A 16,033-nucleotide genomic window follows, 5' to 3' on the forward strand; every position below is an offset into this window, starting at 1 on the left:
GATGTCGAAATTCAACCGCAACCCAAACCGGTTTCGGATCAAGGGAGGAAGCAATTGGACCTGTTCAACCTGCGGGAACGGCATGTCGCGATCATCGGCGCATCGGGGGATATCGGCACTTCGATGGTGCAATTGTGCCTTTCGCTGGGGGCCAGCGTATATGCGGTCGATCGGGATGAGGCTGCCTTGGCCGGCCTTGCGGATCTGCCGGAAGCGGGCGGCGCGCTGCGGACATTCGTGGCCGACGTCACCGATGAAGGGGTGATGGCCGCGGCATTTGGCGGCATGGGCGGCCGGCTTGACGGACTGGTCAATGGCGCTGGAATCGAGAACCGGCCCGTCAACATCGACGAGATGGATGTCGAGGTGTTCCGCAAGGTCGTCGACGTCAATGTGACCGGCGTGTTCCTCGGCATGAAATACGGGATTCCGCTGATGTGCGAGAGCGGCGGTTCGGTCGTGAACGTGGCCAGCACGGCGGGCATCAAGGGCGCGGCGGGCATGGCGCCCTATATCGCCAGCAAGCATGCGGTGATCGGCCTGACCCGGACAGGGGCTATCGAATGGGGGCAGGCCGGCATTCGCGTCAATGCGATCTGCCCCGGCCCGGTCGAGGGGCGGATGATCGATTCGATCTATGGCAGCAAGCCGGGCGCGCCTTCCGAAATCGCGCGTGCCCGCATGGCGGTGATTCCCAGCCGCCGCTTCGGCCGGCGCGAGGAAATCGCCAATGTCACGGCTTTCCTGCTGTCCGAAGCCGCCACTTATGTGAATGGCGCGTGCTATTCCATCGACGGGGGAATCTCGGCTATCTGAGGTGGTATTCAAGGGGACTCGGATTGACAGGAGTTTTCCCGTCCCTCACTGAGAACCGAGAATTGCTCGGATACCGCCATGGTCGCATGGCAGGCGCGGGCGCGGAAGATTGGGACCAGGATTATGAGATTTATCGAGGAGCCGATGCGGTTTGGGATATTCATGGGCCCGTATCACCGGCCTGACCTGAACCCGCTGCTGGCGTTGCAGCAGGACATGGAGACGATCATCAACCTGGATCGTCTGGGTTTTGACGAGGCGTGGATCGGGGAGCACCATTCGGGCGGGGTGGAGACGATCTCGTGCCCGGAGCTGACGATCGCGGCGGCGGCGGAGCGGACCAGGCACATCAAGCTGGGGACGGGGGCGATCACCATCCCCTATCACAATCCGCTGATGGTGGCGGACCGGATCGTGCAGCTCGATTACATGACGCGCGGACGGATGATGTTCGGGGTTGCGCCGGGCCAGCTGGTGCAGGACGCGCAGATGATCGGCCTTGATCCGCTGAACAACCGGCGGATGCTGCATGAGGCGCTGGAAGTGCTGATCCCGCTGTTCAAGGGTGAGCGGGTAACGCGCAAGACGGACTGGTTCAACCTGGTCGATGCGCGGCTGCAGCTGCTGCCCTACAGCAATTTCGACATGGCGACGGTGGGTGTGATCTCGCCGTCGGGTCCGCTGCTGGCAGGCAAGCACGGGATGGGGCTGCTGTCGGTGGCTGCGACGCATCCGGTGGGTGTGGAGAAGCTGCTGGAGCATTGGCAGATCATCGAGACGGAAGCGAAGAAGGCCGGCCATGTGGCGGATCGCAGCAAGTGGCGCCTGATGGGTCCGATGCATATCGCCGAGACGTTCGAGCAGGCGCGCGATGAAGTGCGCTACGGGATGTGCAAGCTGGAGAACTACCGGGAGCACATCAACCCGGGGGCGGGGATCGACTGGTCGAGCACGGACCGGGCGGTGGACCAGCTCAACGAGCAGGGGTTTGCGGTGATCGGGACGCCGGAGATGGCGCGTGCGCAGATCGACCGGCTGATCGAGAAGTCTGGCGGGTTCGGCTGCTACATGCTGATGGGGGTGGACTGGGCGCGGCACGATGCGACGCTGCGCAGCCATCAGCTGTTCGCCGAAGAGGTGATCCCTTACTACCGGGGCACCAACCGGGCCACCCTGGCCAGCTTCGAGGATGTCATGGGCACCGGCTTCGAAGGCGCCGAAATCACCGCCAGGGCCCAGGAAGCCATGGCCAGAGTCTACGCCGAAAATAAGTAAGCGCTACACGGCCCATTCCGCGGGAGAGAAATCATGGCAGTGAAATTCGTCGACGTGCCGTCCGGTGCGAAAATCGCGCTGGAGGATACGGGTGGGCCCGGTGTCCCGCTTGTCTTCAGCCACGGCTACATGATGAACCATACGATGTTCGACCAGCAGGTCGAATATTTCAAATCGCGCTGCCGCTGCATCGCCTGGGATGCGCGCGGCCATGGCGAAACCCAATGGCAGGGCGATTTCAACTATTGGGATTCCGCCAGGGATCTGCTCGGCTTGGTCGATGCGCTCGATCTCGGCAAGATCGTCCATGTGGGCATGAGCCAGGGCGGTATCGTCGGGATGCGCGGGGCACTGCTCGAGCCGGAGAAATTCTACGGCATCGTCCAGCTTGCCACCCAGGCGGGCGAAGTGCCGGACAGCGGCGACGATACCTTCGTGCGCACGATGGACGACTGGTTCGTCAATGGCGCGGATCAGGGGAAGGTCGAATTCCTCGCCAGCTTCATTCTCGGCCCCGGCGCCAACCACGATTACTGGCACAAGGCCTGGTTCGACATGACCAAGCAGCAGGTGCGCGATGCGACCGGCTGCCTGATGTCGATCGACCCGCTGTGGGATCGCTTGAAGGACGTTTCGGTGCCCGTGGCGACCATTCACGGCCTGGCCGATATCGCCACTTCGCATGAACTGGGCCTCAGGACGCCGCAGGGCGTGCCCGATGCGCGTAGCGTCACCCTGATCGAGGGCGGGCCGCATGCGGTCAACATCACCCATCCCGATCAGGTCAACAAGGCGATCGAGGAATTCCTGGACGAACTCGAAGCCGAAAATCTCGAGATGAAGGGCTGAATCCATGAATTTCGAACTCAACGGCAAGGTCGCGCTGGTAACGGGCGGCGCATCGGGTATCGGCGAAGCCTGTATCCGCGTTTTTCACGCTTCGGGCGCCAAGGTCGTCATCGCGGACCTGTCCGCAGAAGCCGGCGCGAAGCTGGCCGCCGAACTGGGTGAAGGCGCCGCATCCGTCCAGGTCGATGTGGCCGATGCGGCCTCCTGCCAGGGGATGGTCGATTTCGCCCTGCAGCAATTCGGCCGCCTCGACATCGCGGTCAACAATGCCGGCATCTCCACCGAACTGGCGCCCATCACGGAGACCAGCGTGGAAGACTGGCGCAAGGTGGTCGGCATCAATCTGGACGGCGTATTCTACTGCCTGAAGGCCGAGATTCCGGCGATGGAGAAGACCGGCGGCTCGATCGTCAACATCGCCTCGATCATGGGTGCCATCGCGCGCGATGGCGCGGCTCCGTATATTTCCTCCAAGCATGGCGTGGTGGGCTTGACCAAGACGGCCGCGCTGGAATGCGTATCCAAAAACATTCGCGTCAATGCGATCGGGCCGGGCTATGTCGAAACCCCGCTGTTGAAGAAGGCGACGCTCGAGCATCTGGACCAGATCGCTTCGCTGCACCCGATCGGACGGCTTGCCCAGCCCGCCGAAATCGCCGCCGCCGTCGCTTTCCTTGCTTCTTCCGCCGCAAGCTTCATAACGGGCGCCTACTACCCCGTCGACGGGGGCTATCTGGCGCGCTGAGGCACATTGAAAAGCGGCCGACGTGAGTGGTAATGCAATGAATGGCGGTTCGGCGAAGGGCGGCTGGTATCCCTGGTACGTGCTTGCCCTGCTGGTGCTGATCTACACGATGAACTTCGTGGATCGGCAGATCATCACGATCCTCGCTCCCTATCTCAAGGCCGATCTTGGCCTTACGGATGCGCAGATCGGTCTGCTCTATGGCACGGCCTTCGCCATGTTCTATGCGCTGTTCGGCATTCCGCTGGCACGGCTGGCGGACGGCTGGAGCCGGGTGAAGACGCTCTCGATCGGCCTGTGCTTCTGGTCGCTGATGACGACCGTTTCCGGCTTTGCGGGCAATTTCGTCCAGCTGGGTCTTGCCCGGCTCGGCGTGGGCGTCGGCGAGGCAAGCGCTTCCCCTGCCGCGATTTCGCTGCTGGGGGATTATTTCCCCAAGCGGATACGGGGGACGATACTCGCGATTTACACCACGGGGGTCTATGTCGGGATCGGCCTGTCGCTGATTATCGGCGGCTATGTGCTGGACTGGTGGCCGGGCTGGTTCGACATGGCCGGCTGGCAAGCCGCCTTCATCATAGTCGGCCTGCCCGGCATTCTTCTTGCCCTGCTGGTCTATCTTACGGTTCGCGAGCCGGTGCGGGGCGAGCTGGATGGCAATCCCCATCCCGGCGACCCGCATCCATTCCGCAATGTGCTGACGGAAGCGAAGATGATGTTCCCGCCCTGGAGCATCGCCAGCATTCGCAGGCTGGGCGGGGATGCCGCGACCATGCGCCGCAATGTGCTGGGTCTGGCGATAGCCCTGGCCTTGAGCCTTGTCGTCCATGTCGTGATCGAGGACATGCTGCCGCCGGAGCGGCGCGCCGTGATCGGCACTATTGCCGGTTTCACCGTGACGAGCAATCTGGTCCAATGGCTCGCCATCGGCATCGGCTCCTATGCGGCATTCAGCTGGGGCCAATCGGTGAGGTTGCGCGATCCGGTTACCCATGCGCTCACCCTGGGCGGGAAGACTTACCGCCTGCTCGCGCTCTGCTGCGGCCTGCTGGGAATCTACACCTATGCCACCGGCGCCTTCGTCTATCTATATGGCAATCGCTATCTCGGGCTGGGTCCCGAAGATGGCTTCGCGCTGGGGCTGATCGCTGTGTTTGGCGGCGGGATCGGCACTTTCCTCGGCGGATGGATCGGCGACTGGGTCAAGCTGCGCCATCCCGCGGGGCGTCTCTATTTCCTGATCCTTTGCATGATCGGCTTCACCGCCGTCACGGTCGTCCAATATACCACCACCAGCGTCACGCTGTTCTTTGTGCTGAACTTCTTTTCGCTGCTGTTGCTGACGGTGTGGTCGCCGATCATGATCGCCAGCGCCCAGGATCTGGTCATTCCGCGCCTGCGCGGGGCGGGGTTTGCCGTGCAGACCCTGGCCAGCAGCCTGATCGGCCTTGGCCTCGGCCCCTATATGGTCGGCGTGATCAGCGACATCACCGGGAATCTGCAATGGGCGATGCTCTCGCTGTTCCTGGTCATGCCGCCCTTGCTGCTGCTGCTGTGGCGGCTCGCCATCATTCTGCCGGAAGGCGAGGCCAGCGTCGATCGGCGCGCTCGCGCCGCCGGCGACACATCCCTGGCGGCTGCCTGATAGGATTTATCCGGAAAGAGGCGGGGTCGGCCACGTCCCCGCCAGCTCTTGCAGATGCTCGTTGGTGTCGATCCGTTCGCCCGGCTTGCCTCTCCGGAACGTTCCGCTCGCCCGAAGGACCGGCTCGCCATCGGCGGTGACAAGTCCCTCGGTGAAGATCATCCGCCCCGTCCTTCTGAGCAGGCGCCCGCTCCCCTCGACCCATGTGCCGACCCTGGCCATGCCCAGGAAATCGAGCGTCAGGGAGATCGTGGGCGTATAGCCGTCATCGAATGCCGGATCGAACCGCAATTGGGTCGGCAGGTAGATATCGGCGAATGTGGCGATCATTCCGCCATGGCAGATGCCGATGGCGTTGCAGTGCCTTGGTTCAACCCGGAAGCCGAACAAGGGGCCGCGTTCGGAATCGACCCGCATGAACAGCGGGCCGACCATTTCCATATAGGCATTGCCTGCCAGATCGTCGAAGCGGACGAAGCCGTCCGGTGCCAGGCTTGTCATGATGAATCCCGGTCAGACCACCTTGTCCAGTTCCCGGCGCAGCGCCTCGATGAGGGGATAGGAAATCCCCGCGAACCAGCTCAGCACGACGTCCTGATGAGTCTTGAGCGCCCCGGCCGCGCGCGGACCGGCCCCCAGGGTGAGCACGACCGAACGCCAATAGGCGAAGATGTTGTAGTAGGTCAGCCGTTCCTCATCCACGGTGAGGCCGCTGGCCTTCTCGTAGTCGCGCAGGAACTTGTCGCGCGCGAAAAGAGAAGTGTACAGAGGCTCGCCGGTTTCGGATGGCGTGATGAAGACCGGATTGAGGACCCACGCCAGATCGCCATGGCGATCGCCGAAATAGCCGGTTTCCCAATCGAGTATTGCCGTAATTTTCAGGGTATCCTCGTCGAACAGGAAATTGCCGGTGCGGAAATCGCCGTGGATCAGCGACAGGTGATCCAGGGGTTTGCGATTGGCCCGGAGCCACCGCTCGGCCAGGGTCATGAGGGGAACATCTTCCAGCCGGTCCTCGAACCAGGCTCTGGCCCACCAGTTGATCTGCCAGTCCACGTCCTGGGTGGTGCCGACTTGCGGAATATCGAAGGCGGACAGGTCATGCCCGGCCGGTTCGAAATTATGAATCCGCGCCAGGTAATCGATGAATTGCGGCCCCAGCGCGGCACGGTAATCGGCGTCGAAGTTGATGCCGATCCCGGTGACCTTGCTGGTGGATTTGGTCGGCTTCTGCACTCCGGTCACGAAGCTGTAGATCAGCGCCGGACGGCCCAGTTCATCCCCGCTTTCGTCCAGCCAGTAGGCTTTGGGAACCGGCATCATGGATGCGGCCACCCTGACCAGCTGAAATTCCCTCAGCTTGTCGGCTTCCACGATGGATTCTGCCTGTTCGCGGCGCAGCACCATCTTCTCGCCCTTGCGGACTTCGCCATTGCAGTTCCAGTCCAGTTCGAAGGAGAACTGCTCCTTGGAATTGCCGCCGGTAAGCGCGCGCAGGTTGCGGAGGGTAAACGGGCCTTCGATTCGCTTTGCAAGGAAAGCTTCGAGCCGCTGGGTCAATTCATCGAGCTGGGCGATGCTGAAAGTCTGCGAGCCGCGCCGCTCCAGTTTGCGGGTCAGGGCGAGGTCCACCGTCCGTTCGACCTCATACCGCTCGCGAACGGCTTCGATCCAGGCCTTGTCTGGGTTGCTGCGAATGTCTGTCGGCATATCCTCGTCCAGTTGCGTGTGGTCCGGCCTGCGAGGCCCCCATGGTTTGCGGAAGACCCGCCTATAGCCTGTCGCCCGGCAAGCCAAGGGGGCAGCGCAAATCTCCGAAAGCCGAAGGAGAATTGATTGACAATGACAGGCCCTGCCGGTTTACCTCGCGCTTCGTATCGAGATCGGGAGAGTAAAGACATGTCGTCTGGCAAGATGGATGAGGTTCGGGCAACGAATTTCGCGAAGGATGAGTTCAAGGCTCTGCCGGATCTGGTGAAGGAAGAGCTGGAGAAGCACCGGCAGCAATATCTCACCGATCCGGAAGCGGCGCATTACTGGGACCCGATCGCGATCGGCACTCCGGGCGGCCCGGTATCGTGCCTGCTGCTGCACCACCTTGGCCGCAAGAGCGGCGAATGGCGCAACACGGCGCTGCAATATTACCGCTTCAACGGCGATATCCTGATCGTGGCCTCGCGCGGCGGCACGGAAGAGCCGCCGGTGTGGTTCCTCAACCTTGAAGCGAATCCGCAGTGCCGCATTCAGGTAGGGGCCAATGGCTCCGAGGCGACCGCGCGGGTCATCACCGGCGAAGCGCGCAAGCCCTATTGGGATTTCATCACCAGGGAGCAGCCCGCCCAGGCGGAATACCAGTCGCGCTGCCAGCGGGAGATCCCGGTGGTGGCTCTCGACCTGCCCGAAGGCGTCACGCTCTGACCGGCCTTGGACTCGTTCCGGTCCCGGTTGAACCGGAACGAGTCTGTAATTTACCTGTTGTCAGTGATTTCCGAGCCAGCAAGTGACTCCACTTGCTTCGAAATCACTCTAGTCCATTGAAATCAGGCCGGTAGCCCATAGGTTGCCGGCCTGCCGCTTGCGGAATTATTTTCGGTTTCAAGTTCCGGCAAGTTCACGCTGACAAGATGCTCTGCCAACAAACAGGGGCGCGGCTGCGATGCAGCTGCGCCCTTTTTGCAACACGTTCGAGCATTTTCCTGAAACATTCTCGGGAACGCGTTGACAATCAATCCCCCGAAATTAGGAGCTGCTATCTGGAAAAGCCGAACTCATGTCGGAGTTGGCTTCAGGGGAGGATGTTGATGCATTTCCGCAATTATCTGCTTGCAACCGCCATGGTGTTGGTGCCTGGCGTAGCTGTCGCCCAGGACGCGGGCGAAATCGTCGTCACGGCCAACAAGCGTGAGGAGAACCTCAACGACGTCGGTCTTTCCATCACCGCCATTTCCGGCGCGGCACTGCAGGAGCGCAAGCTGACCTCGCTGTCCGACGTTGCTTCGGTGGTTCCCGGCCTCGCCTTCGCTCCGTCGAACACCGGCACGCCGATCCTGACGTTGCGCGGCGTCGGCTTCAACGAAAGCTCGCTGGGCGTCTATCCGGCCGTTTCGGTTTATCTCGATCAGGTTCCGATGCCGTTCCCGGCGCTGGCTTCGCACACCGCGTTTGACCTGCAGCGCATCGAAGCGCTGAAGGGTCCGCAGGGCACCCTGTTCGGCCAGAACTCCACCGGCGGCGCGATCAACTACATCGCCAACAAGCCGACCGAAACCTTCGAGGCCGGCGGCGACATCAGCTATGGCCGCTTCAACACGATCGAAGGCAATGCCTTCATCAGCGGTCCGCTGGCCGAAGGCGTGCGCGGCCGTGTGGCCGTGACCGGCCTGAACGGCGACGATTGGCAATACAGCGCGACCCGTAACGACAAGAACGGTGGCCAGTCCTACATCGCGGGCCGCGTGTTGCTCGATGTCGATGCGACCGAAACCCTCAAGCTGTCCTTCAACGTCAATGCATGGCGCGACAAGTCGCAGCCGCAGGCGCAGCAGCTCGTCGGTATCCGCGTCCAGAACTGGGGTTCGCTGCGCGAAGATCTGCATGACTTCTACCGCAACCCGAGCGCTCTGTGGTCCTACGGCAATCCGCGTATTGCCGATTGGTCGACGCTTGTCGCCGATCCTGCGAATTATGGTCCGGGTTCCGATGATTTCGGTTATGCGGGTGCGGATAATCCGGTTGAGCGCGCCAAATGGGGCCAGACCAATCTTGATCCCTTCTCCAATCGCCGCATGTGGCAGGCTTCGATGCGTGCCGACCTCGAACTGGGTTCTCTGACCCTGACCTCGATCACGTCCTACTCGCACTACAAGCAGAACCAGGGCGTGGATGGCGACGGCATGGCCTATGTCACCTACGATCTTCAGAAGAACGACGGCTTCATCAAGAGCTTCAACCAGGAACTCCGCCTGTCGAACGATCCGAGGTCGCAGATTCGCTGGATGATCGGTGCCAACTACGAAAAGAGCAAGACCCTCGACGATCAGGGGCTGCGCTATTTCGACAACACCAGCTATGATCCGACGTTGTATTACATCAACTATTCGGGTGCCCGTAATCTCCAGAAGATCGAAAACTGGGCCGTGTTCGGCAACCTCGAATTCGATGTGACCGAGCAACTCACACTGAAGGCTTCTGCTCGTTACACCGACACGTCGAACAAGAACGCGATGTGCTCGTACACGATCGAAAACGGCAATGTGAACAAGTTCTTCAATTTGATCGGTCAGGCAGCGGGTATTCCGTTCACTCCGATTGATCCGTCCGGCTGCTACACTCTCAACTATGACGGTATTCCGGGCGAAGTGTTCCGTGGCAATCTGAAGGAAGACAATGTGTCGTGGCGCGTTGGCTTGGACTATAAGGTCAACCCGGATGTGCTGCTCTATGCCAACGTTTCGCGTGGCTACAAGGCTGGCTCCTTCCCGACGCTGGCTGCTGCTGGCTATGTCGCGCTCGAACCGGTCACCCAGGAATCTGTGACCGCTTACGAAGGCGGTTTCAAGGCCACGCTGGCCAATCGTGCCATCCAGTTCAATGGCGCGGCCTTCTACATGGATTACAAGGACAAGCAGATCCGCGGCCGTCTGGCCGACCCGTTCTTCGGTGGTCTGGAAACCCTGGTGAACATTCCGAAGTCCCGCATCTGGGGCGCGGAAGCTGAACTCACCGTTCGTCCGGTCGATGGCCTGACCCTGAGCGGTGCGGTCACCTACCTGAACTCCAAGATCAAGGAGAGCCCGGCAGCTCCATACGATTATAACGTGCTGGGTGTTCAGGACGATTTCGCTGGCGATCCGCTGCCCTTCACGCCGAAATGGTCGGGCACGGTCAACCTCGATTACCGCAAGGAACTGTCCAACGGTGGCGCTCCGTTCTTCGGCGTTACCCTCAGCACGCGGACCAAGTCCGATTCGCAGCCCGGCGCTAGCCGGATGAAGTATCTGGATGGTTGCTTGACCGACTCGAGCGGCGATCCGGTCTGCTTCCTGGCGCCGGGTGTGACCAACCCGTTCGCTCTCAAGGGCTGGACCACGGTTGATGCCCGCTTGGGTTACGAAGCTCCGGATGGCGCTTGGAAGGTCATGGTCTGGGGCAAGAACATCTTCAACACCTACTACTGGACCAACGTCATCTCCTCGGCTGACTCGGCCGCTCGCTTCGCGGGCATGCCGGCCACCTATGGCGTGACCTTCGGTTTCAAGTTCAACTGATCCGAATAAAATCGGTTGCAATGGGGGCTCCGGCTTTACGGCCGGGGCCCTTTTGCGTATGGACTAACGCAAATACGGGAGAGGGATATGAGTGAGTTGACCCTGGAGGCCATGCAGCGGGATTGCGAGAAGCTGATTCGCAACTCTGAAATCCGCAAATGGAACCAGAGCTACTTCTTCAATTTCTATGACCGGCATACGGGCTGCGGCGCCTTCATCCGGATGGGGTTCCTGCAGAACCTCGGCGAAAGCAATTGCTGGGCGATCTTCTTTCGCGATGGCAAGCCGCTGTTCCTGCGCAGCAATATGAACCTTCCCTATACCCAGGATCGGCCCGATCCGGGGGTCACCCTCGCCGGGATTACCTTCAAGGTCGAGAAACCTCTGCAAAGCTGCAGGGTCACCGTCGCGCACGAGGATTTCTCGGCGGATCTCGTCTGGGACCAGTTGTTCGAGCTTTGCGACAGCATCCATGTCGGCAAGGACGACAAGAGCGACGATGACGCGATCGGACGCGAGCTGAGTTTCTACCACCCGGAAGGGGTGTGTTCGGTCAAGGGCGCGCTCAGGCTAAAGAATGGTGAAACCGTGACGATCGACACCACGGGCTGGCGCGATATCAGCGCGGGACCGCGCAACTGGTCCGGGCTTCACCACTATCGCCTCGTCTGGCCGATCTTCGACAATGGCATGGCCTGCGTCGCCGTCCACGGCATTACCGATCATGGGCACAGCTATCAGAAGATCCTGCATGATGGCACGCGCTGGATGGCGATAGATCGCATGGAAGAGGAAATCGAATATTACGAGGATGGCGTCCGCTTCAAATCGGGCCATTGGAAGATATGGGACGAAACCGGCCGTCTCTGGGATTTCACGGGCAAGCCGATGTTCCATTGGCACTATCCGTTCGACACTTTCATGATGGTTGAGCAGATGATGGAGTTCCGGCTCGCGGACGGCACGCTCGGCTATGGCATGGGCGAAGGCGGCTTCAATTTCCCATGGCGAGGCAACGGAAACTAGTTTCACTCGAGGTTCAGGCCGGATGCGTAGACCGGCACCAAGGAGATGCAGATGTTGGAAGAGGAAGTCCGCGGAGTCAATGGCAAGGCCTTTGCCGATCCGTGGGATCGCAATGCGATGGACCCACGCCAGAAATGGGTTCTGGAGCGTACGCTCGAATATCGCCGCAAGGGCCCCTATCGCGCCCGCACCAGCGACGAGATCGCGGCGATGCTCGAGCGCTATTTCGATCATCTCGGCTACAAGGACGCCAGGATAGAGAATGTGCGGCGCATGTCCGGCGGGGCATCCAAGGAACAGTTCATTTTCGATTTCGCCCATGCCGGCAAACCGGAAAGCGAGAAGCTGGTCCTGCGGATGGACCCCCCGGAAGGCATTTCCCAATCCTGCCGCGGGCGGGAAGCCCAGTTGCAGAATGCGATGATCGGAACCCTGCCGGTCGCCCCGATCCGCCATGTCGATGCGGATGCGGAAATCCTGGATCAGGCGGGCTCCATCCTGGAATTCGTGTCCGGGGTGACGGAGCCTACCACCAGCGGGGCCAAGGGCGTGTCGGGCATGGGCACGCGCTTCGACGACATAGCCCCCAAGCTCGCCCCCCAGTTCGTCGATGCCTTCGTCAAGACGCATGGGCTGGACTGGCGCTCGAAGGATCTCTCGCTTTTCGCCAGGCCGAGGGAAGGAACCACGGACGCCGGCTTGTGGGAGCTGAACTTCTGGTCCGGCCTGTACTGGAACGCGATAGTCGAACCCGTGCCGATCATCACCCTGTGCGAGCGCTGGCTGCGGGAGAATATCCCGGTTTGCGACAAGGTCGGGGTCGTCCATGGCGACCTGCGCATCGGCAATTTCATGTTCGAGGAGCCGAGCGGGCAATTCACGGCCATTCTCGACTGGGAGCTGGGCCATCTGGGCGATTATCATGAAGACATCGCCTGGACGATCCAGCGCTTGTTCGGCTATCTCGACGACAAGGGGCAGTTCCTCGTTTCCGGCTTTCTCCCGCGCGAGGAATTTCTGGAAAAATATCAGCGCCTGTCGGGCAATGCGATCGATCCGGCCAAGCTGCGCTGGTATGAGATCCTCAATGCCTACAAATGCGCGGTGATGGATCTCGGCCAGGCGATGCGCGTGGCCGAAGGGCACACCAATCATCAGGAAAACGTGATGACCTGGCTGGGTTCGGCCGGCGGCGTGTTCCTCGAGCAGATCAGCAACATGATCAGGGAGGAACTCTGATGCTACCCAGTGTCGACGTTCGTTTCAGGAATATGATGAAAGCGATGCAGGAAGTGGTCGCTCCGGCCATTCCGGCGGATCAGAAACTCGCGCAGGAGCAGGTGCGCCTGATTGTCGGCCATCTCGCCATGCTCAAGGATCAGTGGAAGGACGCCGTCCGTTATGAGGCCGGCTCCTTCCGGATGATGCGCGAGCTGGCCGAGGCGCTGGCGTCCGAAGTGGACGACGAGCAGGCCGCCGGCTTGCGCGCCGCGCTCGCTCAGGTGGCGGACATCGATATATACGATATAGATGCGCTCAATGCCGGCATCTGCGCTGTCGGCGCGGCGGTCGACAAGGTGATCCTCGGCGATGAAGGCAGCAAGCCATTGCCACGCGGCGCCTGGGATGTAATTCTCGCTTATGGCGAGAAGGACGCGCTGCGCAGCCGGGTCTGGTTCAAGGGCAATGGAATCGATCCTGATCGGGATAAGCTGCCGCCGCTCGAAACCGTGCTCTGATCTAGGGCGCTTCCGTATCGCGCGGAGAGGATACGCTTGATAATGATAAGATTGGTCTGCCTTCTGAAGCGCGATGCGTCGCTCGATCCCGAAGCGTTCTTCGCTGGCCTGCGGGATGTCGTCGGGCCTGCCGTCGCGGGCTTGCAGGCGAAGCTCGGATTGATCCGCTATGTCCAGCTTCATGCCGATCCGGATGCCGCCGAGGGCGACCGTATCGCGACGGAGTTGCGGGGCAGCCTGGTCAGCCCGTTCGAGGCGATGGCGGATTTCTGGTGGCCATCCCATGATGCGCTCGAGGCGCTGCTCGGTTCTTCCGGGGGCGCTTCTGCACTCGCCCTGGTCCGCCAGGCGGGCGAGGGAATTGTCGACGCAGCCGGATCGCTGTGCTGGCTTGCCCATGAATTTCCGCAGGTTTCTTCCGCGCCCGGGCGCGTCGCCGCGCGGCCGCGCACTCCGCTCCTCAAGCTCGTCTTTCCGCTGATGCCGCGCGCCGGCATGAGCGATGCCGAGGCGCAAAGCTATTGGCTGACCGAACATGGCCCGCTGGTTCGTTCCTATGCCGTCGCGCGGGGCACCACCTGTTATTATCAGGTTCATCGCCGCGATTATCCGCTGACCGAACGCGTCGCATCGGCGCTTGGTTTCGGAGTAGGGCGGTTTATCGGACATGCGGAAGCGTGGTTCGACCGCTCGCGTGTTCCCGGTGGCGCGGATGTGGATCAGGCCAGGCTGACCGCGGCCCAGGACGAACGCAATTTCATAGAATTGGGCCAGTCGTTCCTGTTTTCCGGCAAGGAATATCCCTATGTGGAGCGCGAGTGGGCGCTCTAGCGGCGCCTTGATCAAAAGCCGAGAAATATTCGCTTTCTTGATCGGGGTCAAAGCGCTAGAATATCCGGGAGCCTAGGCCGGAATCGGCGCAGCTGCTGAATTGGGAGATGCCTTATGGCACAAAGATCTGATCTGGATTTCGATGTCATCATCATCGGTGCGGGCATCACCGGGATGTATACGCTCTATCGTTTGCGCAAGATGGGCTATTCGGTCCATGCATTCGAAAAGAACGGCGATGTCGGCGGCACCTGGACGATGAACCGCTATCCGGGCTGCAAGCTGGATTCGGAATCCTATACCTATCCCTATTCGTTCCTCCCCGACCTGCTGGAGGAATGGGACTGGAAGACCGAATTCGCCACCCAGCCGGAACTCAACGAGTTCTTCAGCAAGGCTGCGGAGAAGATGGATGTGCGCAAGGACGTCACCTTCAACACGCAGGTCAAGAAGGCCATCTTCAACAACGAGGAAAACAGCTGGACAGTCGAGCTGGACAATGCGGAAGTATACAAATCCCGCTTCCTGCTGACTTGTGTCGGGGCGCTTTCTCACCCGAACATGCCCAACTATCCGGGCATGGATCTGTTCCGGGGCGAAACCTATCACACCTATTACTGGCCGCATGAGCGCGACGGCTATGGCGGGCAGAAGGTCGACTTCGCTGGCAAGCGCGTGGGTGTCATCGGCACCGGGGCAACCGGCGTTCAGGTCATTCAGGAAGTGGCCAAGACCGCCGGCGAACTCTACGTGTTTCAGCGCCATCCCAATTGGTGCGCGCCGCTGTGCGACAAGCCGATCGAGCCGGAGCGCATGGCCGAGATCAAGGCGAACTATCCGAAGATTTTCGAGAAGTGCGGAAGCACCAATTCCGGCTTCCAGCACGATTTCATGTATGAAACGGCCGAAGGCACGACGCATGAGGAGCGTGAGGCTCTGTTCGAGGAGCTTTACAACCAGTCGGGCTACGCCATCTGGGTCGGACATTATGCGGACATGTTCACCGATCCCAAGGTGAACGGCTACATCACCGATTTCATCGCCAAGAAGATCCGGGAGCGCGTCAAGGACCCCAAGGTTGCCGAAAAGCTGATTCCGAAGGATCACGGTTTCGGCCTGAAGCGGGTGCCGATGGAAACCAAATATTACGAGTGCTACAATCAGCCGAATGTCCATCTGGTGGATATTCTGGAAGATCCGATCCAGCGCATGACTGTCGAAGGCATCGAAACGGAGCAGGCCAAATACGATCTCGACATGATTATCTACGCCACTGGCTTCGATGCCATCATCGGTGGCATCAAGCAGATGGATATTCGCGGGATCGATGGCAAAACGATGAAGGAATCCTGGCTCAACGGCCCCTTCACCTATCTCGGCCTTCAGATTCCCGAATTTCCGAATCTCTTCACCCTGGTCGGCGCGCACAACGGCGCCACCTTCTGCAATATCCCGCGCTGTTCCGAAGCCCAGGTGGATTGGGTCGCGGACCTGTTCCAGTATATGAAGGACAATGGCGTGGAACGGATCGAAGCGGAAGAGAGCGCCGCGGAGGAATGGACGCAACACGTCTATGATGTCGCCAACCAGACCTTGCTCACTACCGCCACCAACAGCTGGTTCTGGGGCGAGTTCGGCGAAGGTGCCAAGAGGGGCCATCGCCTGCTGGTGTATAATGGCGGCAATCCGGCCTATCGGGCCCGGGTCGAGGATGTGAAGGCCAAGGGTTACGAAGGTTTCGTGATGCGTCAGGCGGCCTTGGTGGACGCCTGAAAGCTCCAGGAATGAAATGAAAAAAGCCGCGTCCTTACGGGCGCGGCTTTTTTCCTGGGCGAAACCG

The 16,033-nt window shown here is 60.8% G+C and carries 14 protein-coding genes; 12 read left to right on the forward strand and 2 right to left on the reverse strand.

Annotated elements, in window-relative coordinates:
• Positions 1–54: 54 nt before the first annotated feature.
• The 5 genes from U8326_RS15675 (at position 55) to U8326_RS15695 (ending at position 5,330) form a co-directional block, all read left to right on the forward strand.
• Positions 55–816 (forward strand): SDR family NAD(P)-dependent oxidoreductase, encoded by a 762-nt coding sequence (locus U8326_RS15675; protein ID WP_324741406.1) that lies wholly within the window; start codon positions 55–57, stop codon positions 814–816.
• Positions 817–939: 123 nt separating this feature from the next.
• Entirely contained in the window at positions 940–2,091 is a 1,152-nt protein-coding gene (locus U8326_RS15680; RefSeq protein ID WP_324741408.1) for an LLM class flavin-dependent oxidoreductase, read from the forward strand.
• A 33-nt stretch (positions 2,092–2,124) separates the two neighbouring features.
• A complete protein-coding gene (locus U8326_RS15685) occupies positions 2,125–2,940 on the forward strand; it encodes an alpha/beta hydrolase (RefSeq protein WP_324741410.1) in 816 nt (271 codons plus the stop codon).
• A gap of 4 nt (positions 2,941–2,944) precedes the next feature.
• Entirely contained in the window at positions 2,945–3,685 is a 741-nt protein-coding gene (locus U8326_RS15690; RefSeq protein WP_324741412.1) for an SDR family NAD(P)-dependent oxidoreductase, read from the forward strand.
• 22 nt (positions 3,686–3,707) lie between these two features.
• Positions 3,708–5,330: an MFS transporter gene (locus tag U8326_RS15695; RefSeq protein ID WP_324741415.1), complete on the forward strand. Its 1,623-nt coding sequence runs from the start codon at positions 3,708–3,710 to the stop codon at positions 5,328–5,330.
• 6 nt (positions 5,331–5,336) lie between these two features.
• On the opposite strand, the gene U8326_RS15700 is transcribed toward U8326_RS15695, so the two are convergent.
• Both U8326_RS15700 and U8326_RS15705 read right to left on the reverse strand, forming a co-directional pair.
• Positions 5,337–5,831, reverse strand: coding sequence for a PaaI family thioesterase (locus U8326_RS15700; RefSeq protein ID WP_324741417.1), 495 nt, complete (start codon positions 5,829–5,831; stop codon positions 5,337–5,339).
• 12 nt (positions 5,832–5,843) lie between these two features.
• Positions 5,844–7,040 carry a phosphotransferase family protein gene (locus U8326_RS15705; protein WP_324741419.1) on the reverse strand — a complete coding sequence of 399 codons (1,197 nt, stop codon included), beginning with the start codon at positions 7,038–7,040 and terminating at the stop codon, positions 5,844–5,846.
• A 189-nt stretch (positions 7,041–7,229) separates the two neighbouring features.
• Here U8326_RS15705 and U8326_RS15710 point away from each other — a divergent pair, with 189 nt between their 5' ends.
• The 7 genes from U8326_RS15710 to U8326_RS15740 all read left to right on the forward strand — a co-directional run bounded on the left by U8326_RS15710 (position 7,230) and on the right by U8326_RS15740 (position 15,966).
• Positions 7,230–7,748 (forward strand): nitroreductase/quinone reductase family protein, encoded by a 519-nt coding sequence (locus U8326_RS15710; RefSeq protein WP_324741420.1) that lies wholly within the window; start codon positions 7,230–7,232, stop codon positions 7,746–7,748.
• A gap of 383 nt (positions 7,749–8,131) precedes the next feature.
• The gene (locus U8326_RS15715) at positions 8,132–10,597 is read left to right on the forward strand and encodes a TonB-dependent receptor (RefSeq protein ID WP_324741421.1); all 2,466 of its coding nucleotides are present in this window, start codon (positions 8,132–8,134) and stop codon (positions 10,595–10,597) included.
• An 87-nt stretch (positions 10,598–10,684) separates the two neighbouring features.
• On the forward strand, positions 10,685–11,623 hold the full coding sequence (locus U8326_RS15720) for a DUF7064 domain-containing protein (RefSeq protein WP_324741423.1): 939 nt from the start codon (positions 10,685–10,687) through the stop codon (positions 11,621–11,623).
• Between the two features lie 51 nt (positions 11,624–11,674).
• On the forward strand, positions 11,675–12,862 hold the full coding sequence (locus U8326_RS15725; protein ID WP_324741425.1) for a phosphotransferase family protein: 1,188 nt from the start codon (positions 11,675–11,677) through the stop codon (positions 12,860–12,862).
• Positions 12,862–13,362, forward strand: a complete 501-nt coding sequence (locus U8326_RS15730; RefSeq protein ID WP_324741427.1) for a hypothetical protein — start codon at positions 12,862–12,864, stop codon at positions 13,360–13,362. The genes U8326_RS15725 and U8326_RS15730 overlap by 1 nt, the downstream gene beginning before the upstream one ends.
• A 42-nt stretch (positions 13,363–13,404) precedes the next feature.
• Positions 13,405–14,193: an EthD domain-containing protein gene (locus tag U8326_RS15735; protein ID WP_324741429.1), complete on the forward strand. Its 789-nt coding sequence runs from the start codon at positions 13,405–13,407 to the stop codon at positions 14,191–14,193.
• Between the two features lie 114 nt (positions 14,194–14,307).
• The gene (locus tag U8326_RS15740; RefSeq protein WP_324741431.1) at positions 14,308–15,966 is read left to right on the forward strand and encodes an NAD(P)/FAD-dependent oxidoreductase; all 1,659 of its coding nucleotides are present in this window, start codon (positions 14,308–14,310) and stop codon (positions 15,964–15,966) included.
• The last annotated feature ends 67 nt before the right edge of the window (positions 15,967–16,033 follow it).

The sequence above is a fragment of the Tsuneonella sp. CC-YZS046 genome, from assembly GCF_035581365.1.
GTDB lineage: Bacteria > Pseudomonadota > Alphaproteobacteria > Sphingomonadales > Sphingomonadaceae > JAWKXU01.